Genomic DNA, 24,404 nt, shown 5'->3' with positions numbered 1-24,404 from the left:
TCATTTCATTAACCGATAACGAAAATTGTCAAAAAGAGTGTGCGGGCTAGCCGCAGAGCGTTACCTTCATACTTATCGTCCGGGCGAATTTCCTTTATAATAGCCGCCTTTTTTCATCGGACAGTAATCCAGAAAAACCATGCCGTTCAGCAAAGATACCACGGCTTTTTCAACCGCTCAGTGCGGCGAAAAGGGGTGGGTTGTGCGGCTGAGTAAAAGGACATAGTGATGCGTACTGAATATTGCGGGCAGTTGAATTTGTCCCATGTGGGCCAGGAAGTGACATTGTGCGGTTGGGTTAACCGCCGTCGCGATCTGGGTGGTTTGATTTTTATCGATATGCGCGACCGCGAAGGTCTGGTGCAGGTGTTCTTTGATCCGGATCGGCAGGATGTACTGAAACAGGCATCCGAACTGCGCAACGAATTCTGTATTCAACTGAAAGGCGTAGTACGCGCCCGTCCTGACAGTCAAATCAACCGGGATATGGCCACCGGTGAAGTGGAAGTTCTTGCCACGGCGCTGACCATCATCAACCGCTCCGAGCCGCTGCCGCTGGACTCGAACCAGACCAACACGGAAGAGGCGCGTCTCAAGTACCGTTATCTGGATTTGCGCCGCCCTGAAATGGCTCAGCGTCTGAAATCCCGTGCGCGCATTACCAGCTTTGTGCGTCGTTTTATGGACGATCACGGTTTTCTGGATATTGAAACGCCGATGTTGACCAAAGCGACGCCGGAAGGAGCGCGTGACTATCTGGTGCCGAGCCGGGTGCACAAAGGCAAATTCTATGCGCTGCCGCAGTCGCCCCAGTTGTTCAAACAGCTGCTGATGATGTCCGGTTTCGATCGCTATTATCAAATCGTCAAATGCTTCCGCGATGAAGATTTACGCGCCGACCGCCAGCCTGAATTTACCCAGATCGATGTGGAAACCTCGTTCATGAGCGCTTCGCAGGTGCGTGAGGTGATGGAAAAACTGGTGCGCGAACTGTGGCTGGAAATCAAAGGCGTGGATCTGGGCGCGTTCCCGATCATGACATTTGCCGAAGCCATGCGCCGTTTTGGTTCGGACAAGCCGGATTTGCGCAACCCGCTGGAACTGGTGGATGTGGCCGATCTGGTAAAAGATATTGAATTCAAAGTTTTTTCCGGCCCGGCGAACGATGCCAAAGGCCGCGTCGCGGCTATCCGCGTTCCCGATGGCGCGAAGCTTAGCCGCAAGCAGATCGATGAGTACGGCAAGTTTATCGAAATCTATGGCGCCAAAGGTCTGGCCTATATCAAGGTTAACGAACGCGCCAAAGGTCTTGAGGGCGTACAAAGCCCGGTGGCCAAATTCCTCAGTGAAGAGGTATTGTCCGCGCTGCTGGAGCGTACCGGCGCCGCCGATGGCGATATCCTGTTCTTTGGCGCCGACAGCGCCAAAGTGGTGACGGATGCGCTTGGCGCGTTGCGTTTGAAGCTGGGCCGCGATCTGAGCCTAACCCGGGAAGGGAGCTGGGCGCCATTGTGGGTTATCGACTTCCCGATGTTTGAAGACGACGGCGAAGGCGGCCTGGCGGCCATGCACCATCCGTTTACCGCGCCGCGCGACATGTCCCCATCCGAACTTGCCGCCAATCCGGTAGCGGCCATCGCCAACGCCTACGACATGGTGCTGAACGGTTATGAAGTCGGCGGCGGCTCTGTGCGTATTCATAACGGCGATATGCAGCAAACGGTGTTCGGCATTCTGGGCATCAACGAGCACGAACAGCGCGAAAAATTCGGCTTTCTGCTGGACGCGCTGAAATTCGGCACCCCGCCGCATGCCGGACTGGCGTTCGGTCTGGATCGTCTGGTGATGTTGCTGACCGGCACCGATAATATTCGCGATGTTATCGCTTTCCCGAAAACCACGGCGGCGGCGTGTCTGATGACGGAAGCCCCGAGCTTCGCCAACCCAACCGCGCTTGAGGAGTTGTCGATTGCCGTGGTGGGGAAAGGGAAAGCGGCGCAGGACGGTAAATCCGGGAACCAATAAGATGAAATACAAGCGGCCCGTTTCGGTTCTGGTGGTGATTTATGCCCGTGACACCGGGCGGGTGCTGATGCTGCAACGGCGTGATGATCCTGATTTCTGGCAATCCGTCACCGGGAGCATTGAGGAAGGCGAAAATGCGCCGTCGGCCGCACAGCGTGAAGTTAAAGAAGAAGTTAATATTGATATATCCGCAGAGGCGTTATCACTCTTTGACTGTCAGCGCTGTATTGAGTTTGAGCTATTTGCTCATTTAAGACGTCGCTATGCGCCGGGGGTGACGCGCAACACAGAACACTGGTTCTGTCTGGCGCTACCCGAGGAACGCGAGGTGGCGATTACCGAACACCTCGCTTACCAGTGGCTGGATGCGCCCAGCGCGGCGCGGCTTACCAAGTCGTGGAGCAACCGGCAGGCGATTGAGGAATTTGTTATTTATCCGGCCTGAACAAACAGGCTTTTTTCGGAGATTTTTATGGCAGGTCATAGTAAGTGGGCCAACACAAAGCATCGTAAAGCAGCACAGGACGCGAAACGCGGCAAAATCTTTACCAAGATTATCCGCGAACTGGTTACCGCCGCCAGGCTGGGCGGCGGCGATCCGGGATCAAACCCGCGTCTGCGCGCCGCCATCGATAAAGCCCTGTCCAACAACATGACGCGCGATACCCTGAACCGCGCCATCGCCCGCGGAGTGGGTGGCGACGAAGACAACAACATGGAAACCATCATTTATGAAGGTTACGGCCCCGGCGGTACGGCGGTGATGGTTGAATGTCTGAGCGACAACCGTAATCGCACGGTTTCCGAAGTGCGCCACGCTTTTTCCAAGAGCGGCGGCAACCTCGGCACGGATGGTTCGGTGGCTTATCTGTTTACCAAAAAAGGCGTTATTTCCTATGCGCCGGGTCTGGATGAAGACACGGTGATGGATGCCGCGTTGGAAGCGGGCGCGGACGACGTGGTAACCTATGACGACGGCGCCATTGATGTCTTCACGCCATGGGAAACCTTTGGCGAAGTCAAGGATGCGCTGGATGCGGCGGGCCTGGTGGCCGAAGCCGCCGAGGTGTCGATGATCCCCTCCACCAAAGCGGATATGGATGCCGAAACCGCGCCGAAGCTGATGCGCCTGATCGACATGCTGGAAGACTGCGACGATGTGCAGGAAGTTTATCACAACGGCGAGATCTCCGATGAGGTGGCCGAATTACTATAACGGCGGCACGATGATGGAGAGGCGGCGCCTTTCCATCCGGCGAACCGGCGGAGCGTGACGATGGCGATAATACTCGGCATCGACCCCGGTTCGCGCGTAACGGGCTATGGCATCATTCGCCAGCAGGGGCGTCAGCTCGCGTATCTCGGCAGCGGCTGTATCCGCACCGTTGTCGATGATTTGCCTACCCGCCTTAAGCTGATTTACGCCGGGGTGAGTGAAATCATTACCCAGTTTCACCCGGACTGTTTCGCCATTGAGCAGGTGTTTATGGCGAAAAATCCCGACTCGGCGCTCAAGCTGGGGCAGGCGCGCGGCGCGGCGATCGTGGCGGCGGTGAATCAGGATTTACCGGTGTTCGAGTATGCCGCGCGGTTGGTGAAGCAGACGGTGGTGGGAACGGGCGCGGCCGATAAAAAGCAGGTGCAGCATATGGTGTGCTCGCTGCTCAAATTATCCGCCAGTCCGCAGGCCGATGCGGCCGATGCGCTGGCGATCGCCATTACCCACTGTCATTTTAACCAGAACCTTATCCGTCTCGGCATTGAGAAACGTCATCCGGCGTCTGGGCGGTTACGCTGAAACCGAGGCTGGATATTCATCCAGCCTTTTTTATGCTATAAGCTATATCCAGTTGTTTGCTGATAATACGTAAAAGGAAGATCAACGTGATAGGTCGTCTCAGAGGCATTATTTTGGAAAAGCAACCGCCGCAGGTGCTGATAGAAGCCAACGGCGTTGGCTATGAAGTCCACATGCCAATGACTTGCTTTTACGAACTCCCGGAACTGTCCCGGGAAGCGGTTATTTTTACTCATTTTGTGGTGCGTGAAGACGCCCAACTGTTGTTTGGCTTCAATGACAAGCAGGAAAGGGCGCTGTTCCGCGAGCTGATTAAAGTCAATGGTGTGGGGCCGAAACTGGCCTTGGCTATTCTTTCCGGGATGTCCGCCTCGCAGTTTGTCAGCGCGGTTGAACGCGAAGAGATCGGCGCGTTGGTTAAGTTGCCCGGCGTAGGTAAAAAAACCGCCGAGCGTCTGGTGGTTGAAATGAAGGATCGTTTTAAAGGGCTAAGCGGCGATCTGTTTAATTCAGCCAGCGATATCCCGCCGACATCGACGTCCTCCGCCGATAATGCGGCCGGCGATGCGGAAGCGGAGGCCGCTTCCGCGCTGGTTGCTCTGGGTTATAAACCCCAGGAAGCCAGCCGGTTAATCGCCAAGGTTGTTCGTCCGGATTCAGACTGCGAAACCCTGATCAGGGACGCATTACGCGCTGCGCTGTGAGGTATTCATGATTGAAGCAGATCGTTTGATTTCCGCAGAGGCTGTTCCCGAAGAGGAATTTATTGATCGCGCCATTCGCCCGAAGCTGTTGGCGGAATATGTCGGTCAGCCTCAGGTCTGCGAGCAGATGGAAATTTTCATTGAGGCGGCGCGCAAACGCGGCGACGCTCTGGATCATCTACTGATTTTCGGGCCTCCCGGTTTGGGGAAAACGACGTTGGCGAACATTGTCGCCAACGAGATGGGCGTGAATTTGCGCACCACGTCCGGGCCGATACTGGAGAAGGCGGGGGATTTGGCGGCGCTGCTGACCAACCTCGAACCGCACGATGTGCTGTTTATCGATGAAATCCACCGATTGTCGCCGGTGGTCGAAGAGATCCTGTATCCGGCGATGGAAGATTATCAACTGGATATCATGATTGGCGAAGGGCCGGCCGCGCGTTCGATTAAACTTGATTTGCCGCCGTTTACGCTTATCGGCGCGACCACTCGCGCCGGTTCGCTCACCTCGCCGTTGCGCGATCGTTTTGGCATTGTGCAGCGTCTGGAGTTTTATAAGGTGGCCGATCTGCAACATATCGTCAGTCGTAGCGCGCAATGTCTGGGCGTCGAATTAACGTATGACGGCGCGCTGGAAGTGGCGCGCCGTTCACGCGGTACGCCGCGTATTGCCAACCGGTTGCTGCGTCGCGTGCGGGACTTCTCGGAAGTCAAATCCGAGGGGGCAATCACCGGCGAAGTCGCTACGCTGGCGCTGGATATGTTGGCCGTGGATACCGAAGGGTTCGATTACATGGATCGGAAACTGCTGCTGGCGATCATCGAGAAGTTTACCGGCGGCCCGGTCGGGCTGGATAATCTGGCGGCGGCGATCGGCGAAGAGCGGGAAACCATCGAAGATGTGCTGGAACCTTTTTTGATTCAACAGGGCTTTATTCAGCGCACGCCGCGCGGGCGTATGGCGACCCAGCACGCCTACCGCCATTTTGGCCTGACGCGTGAAGAGTAGCCGGCTGTAAGGCGGCTGAGGTTGCTGACAACGTTGGCCGATGAGCCTGGCATATCCGGCGGCGTTTAGAATCGCTCCCGGCGGTTTTTGATCAGGCTTGCCATAAACAGCAGTGATGCGCACAGAACGACAGACGGCCCGGCGGGCGTGTTGTAACCGGCGGAAAACGCCAGACCGCCGGTAATGGCGATGGTGCCGATAATAATCGCGAAGCCGGCCATTTGCTCCGGTGTGCGGGCAAAGCGGCGGGCGCTGGCGGCCGGGATAATCAGCAGCGAGGTAATGATTAACGCGCCGACGAACTTCATGGCGATGCCAATCGTCAGCGCGGTAACCAGCATCAGGAGCAGCTTGGTGCGTTGCAGATTGACGCCATCCACATGGGCCAGTTCAGGGCTGATTGTCATGGATAGAAGCGGGCGCCACTGCCAGCTCAGCACCGCAACCACCACGGCCACGCCGCAGCCGATAATCCACAGATCGTCCGTGGTCACGGAAAGCAAGTCGCCGAACAGATAAGCCATCAAATCCACCCGAACGTTATCCATCAGGCTGACCACCACCAGACCGAGCGACAGTGCGCTGTGCGCCATAATGCCCAGCAGGGTGTCAACCGCCAGATAAGGGCGCCGCTCCAGCCAGACCAGACCCAGCGCCAACGCCAGTGTGACGGCGATGACGGCGAAGAACAGGTTAATGTCCAGCAACAGGCCAAAGGCCACACCTAGCAGGGAGGCGTGAGCCAGCGTATCGCCGAAATAGGACATGCGCCGCCAGACAACAAATGACCCCAGCGGCCCCGCGGCCAGCGCAAGGAAAATACCGGCTAACCAGCCGGGAAGCAAAAGCTCAATCATGCGTCGTTCCCGCCTTGTCTTTTCAGAATGATACGTCCGTTTAAGTCGTGACGATGATTATGATGATGTCGGTAAATCGCTAACTGCTCGGCGCCGCGCTGGCCGAACATGGCTAAAAATTCGGGGTGCAGGGACACCACTTCCGGCGATCCCGAGCAACAGACATGCTGATTAAGGCACAGCACTTCGTCGGTTTTTGCCATCACCAGATGGAGATCGTGGGAAACCATCAATACGCCACAGTTGAATTCCTGACGCAGTTGATTGATCAGATCATAAAGCGCGAGCTGGCCGTTGACGTCCACGCCCTGCGTTGGTTCATCCAAGACCAGCAACTGTGGGTGGTTCATTAACGCCCGGGCCAGCAGAACGCGCTGATTTTCGCCGCCGGACAGTTTCTGCATCGGCTGTTGCAGCAGGTGCGCGGCCTGAACGCGTTTGAGGGCGGGTAAGATATCCTGTTGTTTCACGCCGGGACGCAGGCGCATAAAACGGCTAACGGTTAACGGCAGCGTAGGGTCCAGATGAAGTTTTTGCGGGACGTAGCCAATACGTAGCCCGGGCGTTTTTTGCAAAGAGCCGGAGGTGGGCGACAGCAAGCCTAGAACAACGCGCACCAGGGTGGATTTCCCCGCGCCGTTAGGCCCCAGCAGCGTAAGAATACGTCCCGGCTGTAACGACAGCGAGATATCCGACAGCACTGTCCGGCTGCCAAATGACACGGAAATATTATTGAGTGATACCAATGTGGACATAGAATTCGACTTGCACAGATTTCGTAATGTTATAATATAACAAATCACACCTGAATCAATGAGAAAATATGCGATGCAAATGCCTATTCAACAAAATAAATGGTTAAAAAGTGTGTTTGTTGTCAGCGCACTGATGGCTTCCGGTGCGTCGATTAATGCGGCTTGCGCCGAGGTCGTAACCTCTATCCGCCCGCTGGGTTTTATCGCCGCCGCGATAACGGATGGAATTACGCCAACCGATGTCCTGCTGCCCAACGGCGCTTCGCCCCACGATTATGCCTTGCGTCCGGCTGATGTCCAGCGTTTACGGTCGGCTGAGCTGGTTATTTGGGTCGGCCCGGAAATGGAAGCTTTTTTAGGCAAGCCGCTGTCGCAGTTGGCGCCCGCCAGGCAAATTACGTTATCCGAATTGCCGGCGATAAAAGCGGCGCTGAAAAAAGAAGCCCAACATCAGCACGCGCATGACGATGGCGATCATCAAGATGAACACCATGATCACGAGCATCACGAGGGCGTCAGTGAGCCTCATCACGCTGCGGATTCGGCGCATGCGGAAGATGACGATGGGCACCATCACGGTGAGTACAATATGCACATTTGGCTGTCTTCGGAGATGTCAAAACAAGCAGCCGTCGCTATTCATGAAAAATTATTGGAACTTATGCCTCAGAATAAAGACAAACTAGACGCGAATCTGCTTTATTTCACAGATAAAATCGCGCAAACAGATAAAAAAATTGCTAACATGCTAGCGCCTGTGCGGGGTAAAGGTTATTTCGTATTTCATGATGCCTATGGCTACTTTGAGCAACGCTATGGTTTAAGCCCATTAGGTCATTTTACGATCAACCCGGCGATTCAGCCCGGCGCACAGCGTTTACATCAGATAAGAACACAGTTGGTTGAGCATAAAACCGTATGCGTTTTTGCTGAGCCACAATTCAGGCCAGCCGTTATTAATGCTGTCGCCAAGGGAACTGACGTGCGCTCGGGCGTGCTGGATCCGTTGGGAAGCGATATCGCACTGGGTAAAGATAGCTATGTGAATTTCTTGACGCAGCTGTCGAGCCAGTATCTGAGCTGCCTGGAGGAAAAATCATGAGGATACGAATAAGTGCAGCAGATAGTCCGAACTATCGCTCTGGCGTATAATAGCTTACCAAGACCCCACCGCGTCATGCTGGGGTCGCTTACCGTCGTCACATTGGCCGTTGCTGTTTGGCGGCCTTTTGTTTATCCCCCCGTTAATGATGCCCCGGTAATAGTGAAAGATGTCGCGCTGGACGCAAACCAGCAATTGCGCACACTGACGCCGGAGGCCAGCGAACCTATCGATCAGCCTACGCCGGATGACGAGATCCCGCAGGATGAGCTGGACGATAAAGTCGCTGATGACGGCGGGGTGCATGAATATGTGGTGTCGACCGGTGATACGTTAAGCAGCATCCTTACTCAGTACGGCATTGATATTGGCGATGTCACACGGCTGGCAGAGCAAAATCGGGATTTGCGCAACCTTAAGATTGGTCAGCAGATATCCTGGGTACTGGGCGATAACGGCGACTTGCAGAGTCTGACCTGGCAGATGTCCCGCCGGGAAACCCGGATTTATGAGCGCGTCGGTTCCGATTTCAAAGAGCGGATCGAAATGCTGAAAGGGGAATGGCGCAATAGCGTGTTAAATGGTCGGCTAAACGGCAGTTTCGTCAACAGCGCCAGAAATGCCGGCTTAACCAACAGTGAAGTCAGTGCGGTGATTAAAGCGTTGCAATGGCAGTTGGATTTTCGCAAGCTGCGCAAAGATGACACCTTTTCCGTGCTGATGTCCCGCGAGATGCTGGATGGCCGCAGTGAACAGAGTGAACTGCTGGGTGTCCGCCTGAATACCGGCGGTAAAGATTACTTTGCGATCCGCGCCGCAGACGGTAAATTTTACGATCGTGAAGGCTCCGGCTTAACGCGTGGATTTATGCGTTTCCCTACCATGAAACAGTTCCGAATCTCTTCCAACTTTAACCCCCGCCGTCTTAATCCTGTTACCGGCCGCGTCGCGCCGCATAAAGGCGTTGATTTCGCCATGCCGGTGGGAACGCCGGTGCTGGCCGTGGGTGACGGCGAAGTGGTGATTGCCAAACGCAGCGGCGCGGCGGGCAACTATGTTGCGATACGTCATGGTCGTCAGTACACCACGCGCTATATGCACCTGAATCGCATCCTGGTAAAACCGGGCCAAAAGGTCAAGCGAGGGGATCGCATCGCCTTATCCGGGAATACCGGCCGTTCCACCGGGCCGCATCTGCATTATGAATTCTGGGTAAACCAACAGGCGGTCAATCCATTAACGGCCAAACTGCCTCGCTCTGAAGGATTGGCTGGTAAGGAACGCAATGATTATCTGGCTCAGGTGAAAGAGATTGTTCCTCAGCTCAAGTTTGATTAGTTGCTGATGACGAATAGTTAGCCGGCAGCTTGCTGCCGGCGTTTTCATTTATAGGTTCCTGATATTTTTGCTTTAGGTTTATTTGAAGAGTTGATGTATGGAAAAAGATAAAAAAAACAACGATGAGTTTGTTCCGCAGTTCCAGCGCGCCTTTTATCATCCGCGCTATTGGGGCACCTGGCTGGGCGTTGGGGCGATGGCGATTGCCGCGTATATCCCTGCGCGCTTGAGAAATCCCGTCCTGGGCGGGTTAGGCCGTCTGGTTGGTCGGTTTGCAAAGGGTGCCCGTCGGCGGGCGCGTATTAATCTGCTGTATTGTATGCCCGAGCTAACCGAGGCGCAGCGTGAAACCATTATCGATAATATGTTCGCCACGGCGCCGCAGGCGATGATCATGATGGTGGATGTGGGTATCCGCGATCCCAAAAGTGTGGAAAAACACGTCCGTTGGCACGGCGAAGAGATACTGAATAAGTTGAAGGAACAAGGCCGTAACGTGATTTTCCTGGTGCCGCATGGCTGGGCCGTCGATATTCCGGCGATGCTGATGACGTCTCGCGGACAGCGTATGGCGGCGATGTTCCATAACCAAAAAAATGCGCTGGTGGACTTTTGGTGGAATACGCTGCGCCGCCGCTTTGGCGGGCGTATACATGCGCGTAATGACGGTATAAAACCGTTTATCAGCTCAGTGCGGAAAGGGTGCTGGGGATACTATCTTCCCGATCAGGATCATGGGGCGGAGCACAGCGAGTTTGTGGATTTTTTCGCCACCTATAAAGCGACGTTGCCGGCGATTGGTCGCCTGATGAAAGTATGCCGTGCGGATATTGTGCCGCTGTTCCCGGTGTATAACGCGAAAACCTGTTGTCTTGACGTATTCATTCGCCCGCCGATGGACGGTCTGGAAAATGCGGACGATAGGCAGATTGCCCGCCGCATGAATGAAGAGGTCGAGATCCTGGTCAGGCCGAATCCGGAACAGTACACCTGGATCCTGAAATTGCTGAAAACCCGCAAGCCGGGGGAGATAGAACCCTACTGCCGTGACGATCTCTATAAGCAATAGCGGCCTGAATGCGCCGAGCCGCTTTTAAGAACAATGGGCGCATAAAAAAGCCGGATGATTTTTCAATCATCCGGCTTTTTTGATCGGTTCGCTATGGTGATGGCGAACGGTTATTCGACGCGCAGGATACGGATGGTGTTGGTGGTGCCGACGGTGCCCATTACGTCGCCCTGAGTCACAATAACCAGATCCCCGGACATCAGGAAGCCCTTATCGCGCAACTGGATGACCGCATCATTGGCGGCGGCGACGCCATCGGTATAGCTGTCAAAATGCACTGGCGTAACGCCACGATAAAGCGCCGTCAGATTCAGCGTGTGTTCATGACGCGACATGGCGAAAATGGGCAGACCGGAACTGATACGGGACATCATCAGCGCGGTGCGCCCCGATTCCGTCATAGCAATCAGCGCCGTCACGCCTTTCAGGTGATTAGCCGCGTACATTGAAGACATCGCAATGGACTCTTCGATGTTATCGAACTGTACATCAAGGCGGTGTTTGGATACGTTGATGCTGGGGATTTTTTCCGCGCCAAGACACACCTTCGCCATCGCCGATACCGTTTCGGCCGGATATTGCCCGGCGGCGGTTTCGGCAGAGAGCATAACGGCATCGGTGCCGTCCAGTACGGCGTTGGCGACGTCCATGACTTCCGCTCGTGTCGGCATCGGATTGGTGATCATCGATTCCATCATCTGCGTGGCGGTGATCACCGCACGGTTGAGCTTACGCGCCCGGCGGATCAGCTTTTTCTGGATGCCGACCAGTTCGGGATCGCCGATTTCGACGCCCAAATCACCGCGGGCGACCATGACGACGTCAGAAGCCAGAATGATATCGTCCATCGCTTCGTCGGAACAAACGGCCTCTGCGCGTTCAACTTTGGAAACGATTTTTGCGTGGCAACCAGCATCGCGAGCAAGACGGCGGGCGTAATTCAAATCTTCGCCGGTGCGAGGGAAGGAGACGGCCAGATAATCCACACCGATTTTAGCCGCGGTGATAATGTCTTCTTTGTCTTTTTCCGTCAGCGCTTCGGCAGAAAGACCGCCGCCGAGCTTGTTAATCCCTTTGTTGTTAGACAACGGCCCGCCGACGGTGACTTCGGTGTAAACCTTCATGCCTTCAACCTGAAGAACCTTCAACTGCACACGGCCGTCATCCAATAACAGGATATCGCCGGGAACCACGTCGCTGGGCAGGCCTTTGTAATCAATACCGACTTTCTCTTTATCGCCTTCGCCTTTGGACATGTTGGCGTCCAACAGGAATTTATCACCGATATTCAGAAAAACTTTACCTTCCTTGAAGGTGGAAACGCGAATTTTGGGACCCTGTAAATCGCCAAGAATGGCAACATGGCGGCCTAATTTCGCCGCAATTTCACGCACTTTATTGGCACGTAATAGATGATCTTCTGCTGTGCCATGAGAAAAATTCAAGCGTACTACGTTAGCGCCTGCAACAATAATCTTTTCCAGATTGTTGTCGCGGTCGGTAGCTGGCCCCAGGGTGGTGACGATTTTGGTTCTTCTGAGCCGTCTGGACATGTATAACTCCGTTGACTTGTGAAGCAGTAGTGTTGCGATTAATATCGGATAACGATGTAAAGTGTAACTTTACAACGAAACTATTTCATCTATACCTTTCATCTTTCACGTCGCCGGTCTTTTTCCCGCATCCCGTCAGCGGGTTTGCTAAACCGCGAGGATTCGTTCCGTGACCATCCGGCGGGCCTTGAAATCGGTTGGATATACGTTACCCGAGTTCCGTATTGAGTCTGGTTTATAGTTATTCTATCTTTCAGATTAAATGGTTATAGCCTTGTAAAAATAAATAACGTTCAGTATTAAAAATCAACTGAAAGGGTGGAGAAATGGCGCCTCTTTATCAAAGCGCGATTCCCGTAATGCTTCCTTGACTCGCTTCAAGTTATCTCTGAATTTTTCCCCGCGCCGCAGCGTGAAGCCGGTTGCCAGCACGTCAATCAGGGTAAGTTGCGCAATGCGGGATACCATCGGCATATACACATCCGTATCTTCCGGAACTTCCACCCTGAGCGTCAGAGAGGCTTCACGCGCTAAAGGCGTATCGTCGGATGTGATGGCGATCACTGTAGCATCATTCTCCCGCGCTAGCCGCGCCATTTCAACCAGGCTTTTCGTTCTTCCGGTATGCGAGATGAGCACAACAACGTCTCCTTCGCTGGAGTTCATGCAACTCATGCGCTGCATGACGATGTCGTCAAAGTAAACCACGGGAATATTGAACCGAAAGAACTTGTTCATGGCGTCATGGGCGACCGCCGCCGATGCGCCAAAACCGAAGAAAGAGATTTTTTTCGCCTGGGTAAGCAGATCCACCGCCCGGTTAATCGCCATGATATCCAGACAGGACTTCACATGTTCCAGCCCGGCCATCGTAGATTCAAATATTTTGCTGGTGTAGGCATCGACACTGTCATCCTCTTCTACGTTGCGATTCACATAAGGTGTGCCATTCGCCAGACTTTGCGCCAGATGTAGCTTAAAATCAGGAAACCCTTTCGTGTCCAGACGGCGGCAGAAACGGTTGACGGTGGGTTCACTGACGACAGCCATTCTGGCCAGGGTGGCGATGCTGGAATGGATTGCCGTTTGCGGGGCGCTCAGGATCGCTTCAGCGACTTTTCTTTCCGACTTGCTCAGAAGTTCCAGGTGGTTCTGAATTTTTTCCAGCATATTCATATGAGAAAGGCCATGTAAGTTTTTCCGATTTCAACCAAAGGAGCAACCGATGCGGATTTCGTGAAAATATACTACGGCCTTTGACGGTTGGCAGAGAGCAAAACGTGAAGTTGTGCGCTTTTTTTGCCAGAACATGACATGTGTCTAACTTTCAGAAAAGTAATCTGCTGTCAGAAATGATGAAAGATTTCTCTTTCAGGCATATGCCTCATGCGCTTTAGTCATTGTAACAAGCCGGTTTTTGGGTAATTTTCAGTAAGCTTAAACCGAGGTTTTGAGTATTTGGACGGGTTTACTGGCCCGAGTCAAAAAGAGTACATTACTGCTGTAATAAAATTACAGTATCCCGCAACGAGGAGATGAACATGGCGGTAACTTCAACAGCCCAGGCGTGCGACTTGGTTATTTTCGGCGCGAAGGGCGATTTGGCGCGCCGTAAATTGCTGCCTTCCCTGTATCAGTTGGAAAAAGCAGGTCATATCCATCCGCAAACGCGGATCATCGGCGTAGGACGAGCCGACTGGGATAAAGCTGAATACACCCGCGTGATCCGTGATGCGCTGGATACCTTTATGAAAGAGCCGATTGATGAAGCGTTGTGGGAAACGTTAAGCAACCGGTTGGATTTCTGTAATCTTGATGTTGACGATACGCAAGGTTTCGGCAAGTTGGGCAAAATGCTCGACCAGAAAAGCCGCACCACCATTAACTACTTTGCTATGCCGCCCAGTACCTTTGGGGCGATTTGCCGTGGTTTGGGCACCGCAGGACTGAATAAAGAGCCGGCGCGCGTGGTGATGGAAAAGCCGCTGGGAACCGATTTGGCTTCCTCGTGCGTCATCAACGATCAGGTCGCCGAGTATTTTAACGAGTGTCAGGTTTATCGTATCGACCATTATTTGGGTAAAGAGACGGTGCTGAACCTGCTGGCCCTGCGTTTTGCCAACTCGTTGTTCTCCGCCAACTGGGACAACCGGACGATCGATCACGTACAAATCACGGTTGCTGAAGAAGTGGGGATTGAGGGACGCTGGGGTTACTTCGATAAAGCGGGTCAGATGCGCGATATGATCCAGAACCATCTGTTGCAGATTCTGACCATGATTGCGATGTCGCCGCCTTCTGACCTGACGACCGATCGCATCCGTGATGAAAAAGTGAAAGTACTACGTTCGTTACGCCGCATCGATCGTAATAACGTGCATGAAACAACGGTACGGGGTCAGTATACGTCTGGTTTTGTGCAGGGGAATAAAGTTCCCGGCTATCTGGAAGAAGAGGGCGCGAATAAAAGCAGCGGCACCGAAACCTTTGTGGCAATACGCGTTGATATTGATGACTGGCGCTGGTCGGGGGTGCCTTTTTACCTGCGTACCGGCAAGCGTCTGCCGACGAAATGCTCCGAAGTCGTGGTGTATTTTAAAAACCCGGCGTTGAACCTGTTCCGCGACTCTTATCAGCAATTGCCGCAGAACAAATTGATTATTCGTTTGCAGCCGGATGAAGGGATTGAAATTCAGATCCTGAATAAAATTCCCGGACTGGAGCACAAGCACCGCTTGCAAACGGTGAAGCTGGATCTGAGTTTCTCCGAGACCTTTAACCAACAACACCTGGCCGATGCCTATGAGCGCCTGTTGCTGGAAACCATGCGGGGGATTCAGGCGTTGTTTGTGCGTCGCGACGAGGTCGAGGAAGCCTGGAAGTGGGTTGACTCGATCATGGACGCCTGGTCAATGGACAACGACGCGCCGAAGCCTTATCAGGCGGGGAGCTGGGGGCCGGTGGCGTCGGTGGCGATGATCACCCGCGACGGTCGTTCGTGGAACGAGTTTGAATAACGGATACGCCGTGTCCGCGACCCGGACAGGGTGCATTTGTATTATGTGGTTATGGTTTTAATGTGTGGCTAACGGTGCGGTCGGACGTCTGCAAATGCAGACCCCTGTGGCAGGGGCGCGCTATATCATTAATGATGCCCCTGGGCATGACTGGAGATAACTCTTGATGAAAAACTGGGAAACGAGCGCGGAACAGATTTTGACGGCGGGCCCCGTTGTTCCTGTTATTGTGGTTAACAAGCTGGAGCATGCGGTGCCGATGGCAAAGGCGCTGGTCGCTGGCGGCGTTCGCGTGCTGGAGCTGACATTACGTACCGACTGCGCCATAGACGCTATCCGCGCCATTGCGAAAGAGGTGCCTGAAGCGATTGTCGGCGCAGGTACGGTAATCAATCCTCAGCAACTGGCCGCGGTGACTGAGGCGGGGGCGCAATTTGCTATCAGCCCCGGTCTCACCGAGCCGTTGCTGATAGCGGCGACGGAAGGGCGCATCCCGTTGATTCCGGGTATCAGCACCGTTTCTGAACTGATGTTGGGTATGGATTACGGTTTGCGCGAGTTTAAATTCTTCCCGGCGGAGGCCAATGGCGGCGTTAAAGCGTTGCAGGCGATCGCCGGGCCGTTTGCGCAAATTCGCTTCTGTCCGACCGGGGGGATTACGCCGAATAACTACCGTGATTATCTGGCGCTGAAAAGCGTACTCTGTGTCGGCGGTTCCTGGCTGGTGCCGAATGATGCGTTGGAAAGCGGCGATTATGCGCGTATCACCGAGCTGGCGCGCAAGGCCGTTGCAGGCGCGGCGGCGTAATAAGCCTATCGAAGTATTGCTGAAGCCATCCGCCGGGATGGCTTTTTTACGGGTTCAGCTCCGCTCAACCCTCGACTTTTATCGCCGAAGCGGTTTTTTTCGCCAGCGCGACGGCCTCATCGATGGTTTCCGCGGTCGCCAGCGCAACGCCCATGCGGCGTTTACCCTGGATTTCCGGTTTGCCAAACAGACGGATCTGCGTGTGGGGATGCAGCGCGGTCGCCAGCGCCTGATAGCGAACATTCCGGCTCTCCAGTTCCGGCAGGATCACGGCCGAGGCCGCCGCGCCGTACTGACGAATGGCGCCGATCGGCAACCCCAGAAACGCGCGCACGTGCAGGGCGAATTCTGACAGATCCTGAGAAATCATCGTCACCATGCCGGTATCATGCGGGCGTGGCGAGACTTCGCTGAAAATAACCTCGTCGCCGCAGACAAACAGTTCAACCCCAAACAGCCCGTAGCCGCCCAGCGCTTTCACCACGTCGCCGGCGATTTCTTGCGCGCGCGCCTGCGCCAACGGGCTCATCTGCTGTGGTTGCCAGGATTCCTGATAATCGCCGTCTTGCTGACGATGACCGATTGGCGCGCAAAAATGGATACCATCCACCGCATGGATGGTCAGCAGGGTAATTTCGAAATCAAAATTGACCAATCCCTCAACGATAACCCGTCCGCCGCCCGCGCGGCCGCCTTGCTGAGCATACTGCCAGGCTTTATCCAACTGCCCGGGTTCCCGAATCAAACTTTGCCCTTTACCTGATGAACTCATGACGGGTTTAACGATACAAGGGTAACCAATGTCAGCCACGGCCTGATGAAAGCTTATTTCGCTGTCCGCAAAGCGGTAGCTTGACGTCGGTATGGACAGCGTTTCGGCCGCCAGACGGCGAATACCTTCACGGTTCATCGTTAAACGCGTGGCCTGGGCGCAGGGAACCACGTGATGCCCCTGTTGTTCCAGCTTAACCAGCATATCGGTGGCGATAGCTTCGATCTCTGGCACGATATAATCAGGATGCTCGGCTTCAACCAGCGCTTTTAATGCTTCGCCGTCCAGCATGTTAATGACATGGCTTCGATGAGCAACCTGCATGGCTGGCGCATCGGCATAGCGATCGACCGCGATAACCTCGATTCCCAACCGCTGACACTCAATCGCCACTTCTTTGCCTAACTCACCGGAGCCCAGCAGCATGACGCGTGTGGCATCGGGACGCAGGGCAGTTCCAATCGTTAACATAACGTGATACCTGATCTGGTTGTGAAAAATGGCCGCAGTATAAACGAAAACGTTTGCGTACGCATCTGAGGTAATGATGTGACGAAAGGGAAAGCCGGCGTTACTTGGCATCCACGGAGAATCGTGCCACTCTTTTTATTCCCAAACCAAGGATCTGAACGACATGACCGTACCGCAAGCAGCAAAAAGACCCCATCCGTTGACCATTCACAATGACACCCGTATTGATAACTACTATTGGCTGCGTGACGACCGGCGCACAGATCCTGACGTGCTGGCCTATCTTCAGCAGGAGAACCAGTATAGTCGCGAGGTGATGGCGCCTTACGACGCGCTGAAGCAGTCGCTGTATGATGAAATGGTTAACCGGATACCGTCGGAGGATATGTCGGTTCCCTATGTTAAAAACGGTTACCGTTATCAGAGTCGTTATGAGCCGGGTAAAGAGTATCCTATTTATCTGCGCCAGCCGGAGAGCGAGACGGATAAATGGCAGACGATGCTTGATGGGAATCAGCGAGCGGAAAATCATGAGTTCTACAGTCTGGGCGCGTTGGCCGTCAGCCCCGATAATCAGGTATTGGCATTGGCGGAGGATTTTCTGTCCCGCCGTCAGTACGATATTCGTTTTCGCGATCTGAACAGCGACGCCTGGCTGCCCGACGTGATTGAAAAGGTTTCTTCAGGGGCGGAATGGTCGGCAGACTCCGCCGTTCTTTATTATGTCCGCAAACATCCGCAAACCTTATTGCCTTATCAGGTCTATCGCCATCGGCTGGGAAGCCATCCATCGTCCGATGAACTGGTTTATGAAGAGCAGGATGATACGTATTACGTCAGTTTGGGTAAGACAACCTCAGAGCGTTACATCACTATTTACCTCAGCAGCACGACTACCACGGAAGTTTTGCTGATCGATGCGACCCGCGACGATGCGGCGCCGCAGGTCTTCATCCCGCGTCGCAAAGAGCATGAGTATGGCGTAGACCACTATCGGGGCATGTTTTATCTGCGTTCCAACCGGGAAGGGAAAAATTTCGGCCTGTATTGCACGCCGGATCGGGGAGAAAGCAACCTGGAAACGCTTATCGCTCCGCGGGAGCAGCGAGTTCTTGAAAGTTTCGAGCTGTTTCGCGATTGGCTGGTGGTCGAGGAAAGAGAGCGGGGATTAACCAGCCTGCGGCAAATTCACTGGCAAACGCAGGCGGAGAAAAATATTACCTTCAATGATGCAAGCTACGTAACCTGGTTATCTTATAATCCCTCGCCGGAAACCTCGTTGCTGCGCTATGGATACGCATCCATGACCACTCCGAGTTCGCTTTATGAACTGAATATGGACACCGGGCAGCAACAGTTACTCAAGCAGGCCGAAGTAAAAAATTTTACTGCGGATGATTATTGCAGCGAGCGCCTGTGGATCACCGCCCGGGACGGCGTAGAGGTTCCCGTCTCTCTGGTCTATCACCGCAAGCATTTCAAGCCCGGTCGGAATCCCATACTGGTATATGGTTATGGCGCCTACGGCAGCAGTATGGATCCGGATTTCAGCGTCAGTCGATTAAGCCTGCTGGACAGAGGATTCGTCTTTGCTCTGACCCATATTCGAGGGGGCGGCGAACTCGGGCAACAGTGGTATGACGACGGCCGGTTGCTGAACAAAATGCATTCGTTTACCGACTTTATTGATGTATCAAACGCATTAGCTGAAAAAGGCTATGGCGATCGCCGGAAAATGTTCGCAATGGGGGGCAGCGCCGGCGGATTACTGATGGGCGCGGTGGTGAATTTTGCGCCGGATTTATTTAAAGGCGTCGTCGCGCAGGTTCCGTTTGTTGATGTTCTGACCACCATGTTGGATGAGTCTATCCCTCTGACTACCGGCGAATACGACGAGTGGGGCGATCCGAACGATCGCCAGTACTATGACTACATCAAACAATACAGTCCCTATGATGGGGTAACGGAGCAGGCTTATCCGCACCTGCTGGTTACCACCGGGTTGCACGATTCGCAAGTCCAGTATTGGGAGCCGGCGAAATGGGTGGCAAAGCTGCGGGAAATGAAAACGGATCAACGCCTTTTACTGTTGTATACCGATATGGACGCCGGGCACGGCGGAAAGTCGGGGCGCTTTAAGCATTATGAGGATATTGCGTTGGAATATGCGTTTCTGCTGATGGTTCTTGAAAGCGACTGAGTTAGTGAGAGTAAACCCGCTGAAAGCGGGTTTACCGATCAGCATTGATGTTTTTAAGTGATGGCATCCGCTTGTGGATTAGCCTTCTTGTCCTTTTTATCCGCGCGTTTTTCCGCTGCGGTTTTCAAGGGTTTCTTCTTGCTGTTCTTTTTGCTGTCCATTCCTTTACTCATTTCTGACCTCGCTTGGTAAAAGGGTGGCTTGCTAATCCATTAGCTGCCTGTTTGGCCCCACATGCAAGGAGAAAGTATTTTTTATCAATACGAAGTATGTCCGGCGTGATAGGCGGCAGCGGTTACTTGGATTTAGGCTCATAGGGCAGACGTGAAAACTGCAAAGACAGCTGACGATAGACGGCAACGCGCTCACGGAAATAATTACGCAGATGTTCCGGCTGTTCCCGCTCCACGGCTTCAGGGATCACCGGCATGTTATAACGCTCTTTAAAGGCAACACCTGACGCCGCCAGATCCACATTCACCTTGTCCATCTCTTCTTTGGAAAGGTCTGCCAGATTATATCTCATGTGGGATTTCTCCTGCTTATCGACGACACTCTGCGCGTCAAGGTAAAGCAGAGGCGGTAAAATGGCAAGCCGCGGTAATGTCTGCCGATGACAAAAATAAGTTAAATTTATATTTAATTCGCTCTTTGATAATAAAAATGATTATCACTCATAATACGAATTATTTATTGGAAATGAAAATTAATATCAATAACGAAAAGTAATAATATATTGATTTATAAGGATATAAATATTTATTGTTAATTTAGTTAATAAGATGTTTTTTATTTTATTTATTCAAGGCATAATAATTTCGAATTAATTTACCTGCCAGAGATATAAGGGACGACGATGTTAAAAAAAGAAATGATTCAAAAATTGAACGAGCAGCTTAACCTGGAATTTTATTCTGCGAATTTGTATCTACAGATGAGCGCCTGGTGCGGCGACAAAGGCTTTGAAGGCGCTTCCGCTTTTCTGAAGACACACTCTCAGGAAGAGATGGAGCATATGCAGCGCCTGTTCAACTATTTGGACGATACCGGCAGCATGCCCGTATTAGGCACCATCGCCGCGCCGCCGGTCGAGTTTACGTCGCTGGCTGACGTATTCAAACTGACCTATGAACATGAGCAACTGATTACTGGAAAAATCAACGAACTGGCCCATGCCGCAATGGCTTTGCAGGATTATTCAACATTTAATTTCCTGCAATGGTACGTGGCTGAACAGCATGAAGAAGAAAAACTGTTCCGATCTATCCTTGATAAGCTGGCGCTGGTTAACACCAGTGAAGGCGGCCTGTTCTTTATCGACCAGGATCTGAAAAAAATGGCGGCGAATGTCGCGGGTGGCGAATCAGCCTGAGTCCTGTCGGCTGACGGAAACACGGTGCGCCCCGGTTGAATGGGCGCATTGTCCCGCTCTTGCGACACGACGAACCGGTTTCAAATCTCTGATATTCCTTTCCCAACCTTCTTCCGCAAGGGCTCATCGCTTATCTTACCTCTGTTTTGCACATCCACATCCTGAATGATGCTGACTTTGCCGCTCGACTTCATCCGCCGCTATCGTTATGATCGCTGCCTGCATCCATATAGTAACCTTATGTTTTATATGCTATAAAACTGTCTTTCTGATTCAGATCATTACGCGACCGCGATGGGGCATGATCGTCTGAATAGTCATGTTCAGGAGCATTATGATGAAGAAATTGCTGTTATCTCTCGTTTTCGCTTCACTGTCCGTTAATGCCGTTGCCGCCGCAAAACTGGCGAATATTAGCCGTCTACAGTACGGAGAGACGTGGGCATTTACGCGGGAAGAGGTTCAACTTATTTGCCGCCCTGGCAATGCACTGTATGCCTTACACACGGGCACCCTGATGCAGTATCCGCTCAATGACATCGCGACCGCACAAATGAAAGCCGGCTTGGTCAATGCGCAGTCGATTGATGCCATCTGGTTGGATGATCCCGCCAATCCCGGACAGAAAAAAAGTTTACAGCCTTTTATTGAACGTGCCGAACAACTTTGCGATCCCATTAGTAAACCATAATGCGGTTGATTTTAGAGTAAATGTTAATTAAATAATTACTAATGGTTACTATAAAGTGTGAAATACGTTCCATTTGTGATAATCACAATGAGAGGGAAACTGGAAAATGCAAGGGAGTTGGCTACGCTTAGGTGACAAGGCTAGTTCAGCTTGTATAAATGCCAACTTTTAGCGCACGGCTCTCTTCCAAGAGCCATTTCCCTAGACCGAATACAGGAATCGTATTCGGTCTTTTTTTAAATTATTGATTTATAACGATTTATTTTTAAGATCCACGAAGATACACGAAAAATCCACGAAAACCGATATTCGGTTTTTTATAGATAGGTGTATTCTTTGCCCCTGGTATCGAGATATTTGTCTGTCATTTTGGCCGATTTATGCCCTAATAGCTTCTGGGCAAACTCCTTTCCTCGTTCCTTTTCATAGAGTCGACCAGCCAGGCTTCGTATCTCATGAAAGGTTGGGGGACACGCATCAAAAACCATGCCTGTAGCCTTCCTGGCTTTTACAAACCCTTTTGTGAGGCTGTCAGGATTTATCATTCCGTCGGGGCTGTTTTTCCGGATACCAGTACTGATTAGATAGTCTGTGTTGCTAATGTCCCGGCATTTATCAATTACATCACCGAGATAGAGCCCGATAGCTTCCAGCCCCAAATCCATTGGCAGTGCTAGCATGCTGCCGGTTTTACCCTGATCGATTCGTAAGCGGTCATCAATGATATGGCTGAAACGCATTTGAGTAATATCCTCCCGTCGTTGTCCTGTGATAAGCGCCAAATCCATGGATAAACCAAACCATACCGCCTGCTGTTCGGCTGCCTGGCGAATGGCTATATATTGTTCTAGTTCTAAGCGCTCCCGTTTTACCTCACTTGCTGGGACTCTGGTTGGCGCTACGGGATTATTTTCAATGTGTCCTTCAACAATAGCTTCGCGAAAAATATCAGAGAGAACGGAGCGTAAACCTCCCGCCATTGATAGCTTACCTTGCTTAAAATATATCTCCAGAAATCCTGCTATATCCTTTGTCGTGACGTCTTTTAAAGCCTTACCCCCCAACGCTTGCCGAATTGTCGTTATCTGACCAGATCGGATCTTATAAGTATTTTCTGCCAAATCTCGTCGCTTAATAATCACCTCATAGCGTTCCAGCCATTCAGTGAGAGTGGTGTCCTTTTTCTCTTTTAACTTTTCAATGAGTGTTACGGGTGTAAAGTTTTGTTCAATGTAGTTGTTCGCCTCTATCGCCTGGCAGATAGCATCCCTGCGGGCAATCTGACCCAGTGGAATTTCTTTCCCGGTAATGGGGTTCCGCCAATAATAGGATTTATAACTGCGACGGTATGTCAGGTTTCGAGGCAGATTGGCATCATATTTTTCCGGCCTCTTTGCCATGGATAAGTCTCTCTACCAACGGTGACTGAATTTGTTTTTCCTGAATTAACTTTCTGGCCAGAGAAAAACTTTTGGGTTTGATATAAATAGCCTCTTCGCGCACCCGGTATTCCCTGCCATGTTTTTCCGGAGCAGGGTAAATATTTCCATTTCTCGCCCAGCGCCAAAGCGTTTGCTGGGACGGGATGGGTTCTTCATAATTTCGCTTGGCCCATTCTTCCAGGGTTAATAATTTGGTCATCGGTCAGTCCTCATAAAAAGGGCATGTCAATGACACGCCCGTATTTTGGTCGTTTGGTGTGTGTAGGGAAGGGGCTTTGGTTAGTCGATGGTGGTAGCTTCTTTTATACGTTCTAGTGTTTCTACTGGCAGATCAGCTGCGAACTTCCCTTCTGACCATGAAATGGGTGGGCAGGTTTTTATCGCCTGATTCAGTGTGCGGAATGCCTCCGATAATTCGTTTGGTACTTCCCCATCTTCTGGCGTGAGATCGCAGTAAACGTCGCAAGGATCTAGCGAGTGAGCATAATTGGGTTCGCAGATCATCAACTGCAACGCATCGGGACTGATGACGAATTCACTGCAATAATCCGCAATCTGGTCTTCTTCGAAAAAATAGATATCGGAATCAAATATCACCAACGGCGTTTCCCGATCCCATGTTTTCCGCGGCATTTCGGCAAATTTTTTACGGCGGCTTTCTTTGTGGCAAATATCACAGTAGCCGTTAATTCGGTAAATGAGGTGATCGGGATTGTTGGAGCAACGCTGATGTGTGGCGCCGTCATAGCGAGCCAAATCTTCGTTGTCGCCATAGAAGTGACCTTTGGCTGATACCCAGCCAGTTACTGTTTTGATGCTGGCGGCTTCTTCAGAGTCGCGTAGAATAATTTTTTCGGTTTTTTTTTGCATGATTATTTCCTTAATTTTGGGTATAAAAAAACCGCTTGTTAGGCGGCTTTAAATAGAGTGATGTGAGTAATTTCTTGCTGGTTTCTAAGGATGATTAGCATTGGGGCGGAGTCTTGTAATCGGCAATTACCCCCTATTTTTTCTCCGCATCAGTGAGTACTTGTCGTAGGATCATCTGATTTGCGCCGGAAGATGAGATAGAAAAATTTGAAGACAATTTGCTAACGATCAACCCTGACCAAAGTCGAGCTTCCTTGTATTCAATCGTCATTGTGCTGCCAACGTTTTTTGCTGTAAACGCTGAAAGCTGCTCTGAGCATGGTTTATCCAGCACAAAATGAATGCTATCCAATATACCAGGCTCAGGTTCTATTTTATTTACTGCTTTTATACAGTCTGAAGATAAAATGATTTTGTCATTTTTTGTGATCATAGCTAACTCATTAACCACAGCATGACTAATTGAGGAAAATGAAATTAAGGAAATCACTATGGTGGATAATATTTTCATGCACTTGTCCAGAGAGAAAGTATAAATAATCATCATA

24 protein-coding genes are annotated in these 24,404 nt (G+C 52.0%); 14 read left to right on the top strand and 10 right to left on the bottom strand.

Annotated features, from left to right (window positions below; genetic code table 11):
- Window positions 1-228: 228 nt before the first annotated feature.
- From aspS to ruvB, 6 genes are all read left to right on the top strand, one after another.
- Window positions 229-2,025, top strand: a complete 1,797-nt coding sequence (aspS, locus tag HOY33_RS01790; protein WP_172288007.1) for an aspartate--tRNA ligase — start codon at window positions 229-231, stop codon at window positions 2,023-2,025.
- 1 nt (window position 2,026) lies between these two features.
- Window positions 2,027-2,470: a dihydroneopterin triphosphate diphosphatase gene (gene nudB, locus HOY33_RS01785; protein ID WP_172288006.1), complete on the top strand. Its 444-nt coding sequence runs from the start codon at window positions 2,027-2,029 to the stop codon at window positions 2,468-2,470.
- A gap of 27 nt (window positions 2,471-2,497) precedes the next feature.
- Complete coding sequence (locus HOY33_RS01780; RefSeq protein WP_172288004.1) at window positions 2,498-3,241, top strand: YebC/PmpR family DNA-binding transcriptional regulator; 744 nt, start codon at window positions 2,498-2,500, stop codon at window positions 3,239-3,241.
- Between the two features lie 60 nt (window positions 3,242-3,301).
- Entirely contained in the window at window positions 3,302-3,823 is a 522-nt protein-coding gene (gene ruvC / locus HOY33_RS01775) for a crossover junction endodeoxyribonuclease RuvC (RefSeq protein WP_172288003.1), read from the top strand.
- A gap of 86 nt (window positions 3,824-3,909) precedes the next feature.
- Window positions 3,910-4,527, top strand: coding sequence for a Holliday junction branch migration protein RuvA (gene ruvA, locus HOY33_RS01770; RefSeq protein ID WP_172288002.1), 618 nt, complete (start codon window positions 3,910-3,912; stop codon window positions 4,525-4,527).
- 7 nt (window positions 4,528-4,534) lie between these two features.
- Entirely contained in the window at window positions 4,535-5,539 is a 1,005-nt protein-coding gene (gene ruvB, locus HOY33_RS01765) for a Holliday junction branch migration DNA helicase RuvB (RefSeq protein WP_172288000.1), read from the top strand.
- Between the two features lie 65 nt (window positions 5,540-5,604).
- Here the strand turns inward: ruvB and znuB are convergent, their stop codons facing one another.
- Together znuB and znuC are read right to left on the bottom strand one after the other, a co-directional pair.
- Window positions 5,605-6,396 carry a zinc ABC transporter permease subunit ZnuB gene (znuB, locus tag HOY33_RS01760; protein WP_172287998.1) on the bottom strand — a complete coding sequence of 264 codons (792 nt, stop codon included), beginning with the start codon at window positions 6,394-6,396 and terminating at the stop codon, window positions 5,605-5,607.
- Complete coding sequence (gene znuC, locus HOY33_RS01755; protein WP_172287997.1) at window positions 6,393-7,151, bottom strand: zinc ABC transporter ATP-binding protein ZnuC; 759 nt, start codon at window positions 7,149-7,151, stop codon at window positions 6,393-6,395. Before znuC ends, znuB begins: the two co-directional genes overlap by 4 nt.
- A gap of 73 nt (window positions 7,152-7,224) precedes the next feature.
- Between znuC and znuA the strand changes: the two genes are divergently transcribed.
- The 3 genes from znuA (at window position 7,225) to lpxM (ending at window position 10,660) form a co-directional block, all read left to right on the top strand.
- Window positions 7,225-8,253, top strand: coding sequence for a zinc ABC transporter substrate-binding protein ZnuA (gene znuA / locus HOY33_RS01750; protein ID WP_172287995.1), 1,029 nt, complete (start codon window positions 7,225-7,227; stop codon window positions 8,251-8,253).
- 12 nt (window positions 8,254-8,265) lie between these two features.
- Window positions 8,266-9,591 (top strand): murein DD-endopeptidase MepM, encoded by a 1,326-nt coding sequence (mepM, locus tag HOY33_RS01745; protein WP_172287993.1) that lies wholly within the window; start codon window positions 8,266-8,268, stop codon window positions 9,589-9,591.
- 97 nt (window positions 9,592-9,688) lie between these two features.
- The gene (gene lpxM, locus HOY33_RS01740; RefSeq protein WP_172287992.1) at window positions 9,689-10,660 is read left to right on the top strand and encodes a lauroyl-Kdo(2)-lipid IV(A) myristoyltransferase; all 972 of its coding nucleotides are present in this window, start codon (window positions 9,689-9,691) and stop codon (window positions 10,658-10,660) included.
- A gap of 110 nt (window positions 10,661-10,770) precedes the next feature.
- Here the strand turns inward: lpxM and pyk are convergent, their stop codons facing one another.
- Entirely contained in the window at window positions 10,771-12,213 is a 1,443-nt protein-coding gene (gene pyk, locus HOY33_RS01735) for a pyruvate kinase (RefSeq protein WP_172287990.1), read from the bottom strand.
- A 306-nt stretch (window positions 12,214-12,519) separates the two neighbouring features.
- Window positions 12,520-13,389, bottom strand: coding sequence for a MurR/RpiR family transcriptional regulator (locus tag HOY33_RS01730; RefSeq protein WP_172287989.1), 870 nt, complete (start codon window positions 13,387-13,389; stop codon window positions 12,520-12,522).
- Between the two features lie 365 nt (window positions 13,390-13,754).
- On the opposite strand from HOY33_RS01730, the gene zwf reads away from it, so the two are divergent.
- A complete protein-coding gene (gene zwf / locus HOY33_RS01725; RefSeq protein ID WP_172287987.1) occupies window positions 13,755-15,230 on the top strand; it encodes a glucose-6-phosphate dehydrogenase in 1,476 nt (491 codons plus the stop codon).
- 166 nt (window positions 15,231-15,396) lie between these two features.
- Window positions 15,397-16,038, top strand: coding sequence for a bifunctional 4-hydroxy-2-oxoglutarate aldolase/2-dehydro-3-deoxy-phosphogluconate aldolase (locus HOY33_RS01720; protein WP_172287985.1), 642 nt, complete (start codon window positions 15,397-15,399; stop codon window positions 16,036-16,038).
- A gap of 64 nt (window positions 16,039-16,102) precedes the next feature.
- Here the strand turns inward: HOY33_RS01720 and purT are convergent, their stop codons facing one another.
- A complete protein-coding gene (gene purT, locus HOY33_RS01715) occupies window positions 16,103-17,281 on the bottom strand; it encodes a formate-dependent phosphoribosylglycinamide formyltransferase (RefSeq protein ID WP_172287984.1) in 1,179 nt (392 codons plus the stop codon).
- A gap of 163 nt (window positions 17,282-17,444) precedes the next feature.
- Between purT and HOY33_RS01710 the strand changes: the two genes are divergently transcribed.
- A complete protein-coding gene (locus tag HOY33_RS01710) occupies window positions 17,445-19,481 on the top strand; it encodes a S9 family peptidase (protein WP_172287982.1) in 2,037 nt (678 codons plus the stop codon).
- A 295-nt stretch (window positions 19,482-19,776) separates the two neighbouring features.
- Here the strand turns inward: HOY33_RS01710 and HOY33_RS01705 are convergent, their stop codons facing one another.
- On the bottom strand, window positions 19,777-20,007 hold the full coding sequence (locus HOY33_RS01705; RefSeq protein ID WP_172287981.1) for a DNA polymerase III subunit theta: 231 nt from the start codon (window positions 20,005-20,007) through the stop codon (window positions 19,777-19,779).
- Window positions 20,008-20,337: 330 nt separating this feature from the next.
- Here HOY33_RS01705 and ftnA point away from each other — a divergent pair, with 330 nt between their 5' ends.
- Window positions 20,338-20,853: a non-heme ferritin gene (gene ftnA, locus HOY33_RS01700; protein ID WP_172287979.1), complete on the top strand. Its 516-nt coding sequence runs from the start codon at window positions 20,338-20,340 to the stop codon at window positions 20,851-20,853.
- Window positions 20,854-21,187: 334 nt separating this feature from the next.
- Complete coding sequence (locus HOY33_RS01695; protein WP_172287978.1) at window positions 21,188-21,544, top strand: YebY family protein; 357 nt, start codon at window positions 21,188-21,190, stop codon at window positions 21,542-21,544.
- Window positions 21,545-21,861: 317 nt separating this feature from the next.
- On the opposite strand, the gene HOY33_RS01690 is transcribed toward HOY33_RS01695, so the two are convergent.
- The 4 genes from HOY33_RS01690 to HOY33_RS01675 all read right to left on the bottom strand — a co-directional run bounded on the left by HOY33_RS01690 (window position 21,862) and on the right by HOY33_RS01675 (window position 24,367).
- Window positions 21,862-22,944, bottom strand: a complete 1,083-nt coding sequence (locus HOY33_RS01690) for a tyrosine-type recombinase/integrase (protein ID WP_172287976.1) — start codon at window positions 22,942-22,944, stop codon at window positions 21,862-21,864.
- Window positions 22,919-23,185, bottom strand: a complete 267-nt coding sequence (locus HOY33_RS01685) for an excisionase (protein ID WP_172287975.1) — start codon at window positions 23,183-23,185, stop codon at window positions 22,919-22,921. Before HOY33_RS01685 ends, HOY33_RS01690 begins: the two co-directional genes overlap by 26 nt.
- Before the next feature lie 80 nt (window positions 23,186-23,265).
- On the bottom strand, window positions 23,266-23,856 hold the full coding sequence (locus HOY33_RS01680) for a hypothetical protein (protein WP_172287973.1): 591 nt from the start codon (window positions 23,854-23,856) through the stop codon (window positions 23,266-23,268).
- 133 nt (window positions 23,857-23,989) lie between these two features.
- Complete coding sequence (locus HOY33_RS01675; RefSeq protein ID WP_172287972.1) at window positions 23,990-24,367, bottom strand: hypothetical protein; 378 nt, start codon at window positions 24,365-24,367, stop codon at window positions 23,990-23,992.
- Window positions 24,368-24,404: the final 37 nt, after the last annotated feature.

Origin of the sequence: Brenneria sp. hezel4-2-4 (genome assembly GCF_013155275.1) — a bacterium.
Taxonomy (GTDB): domain Bacteria; phylum Pseudomonadota; class Gammaproteobacteria; order Enterobacterales; family Enterobacteriaceae; genus Brenneria.
Note: the sequence above shows the minus strand (reverse complement) of the source record. Positions and strands in the feature narration are given on the sequence as shown.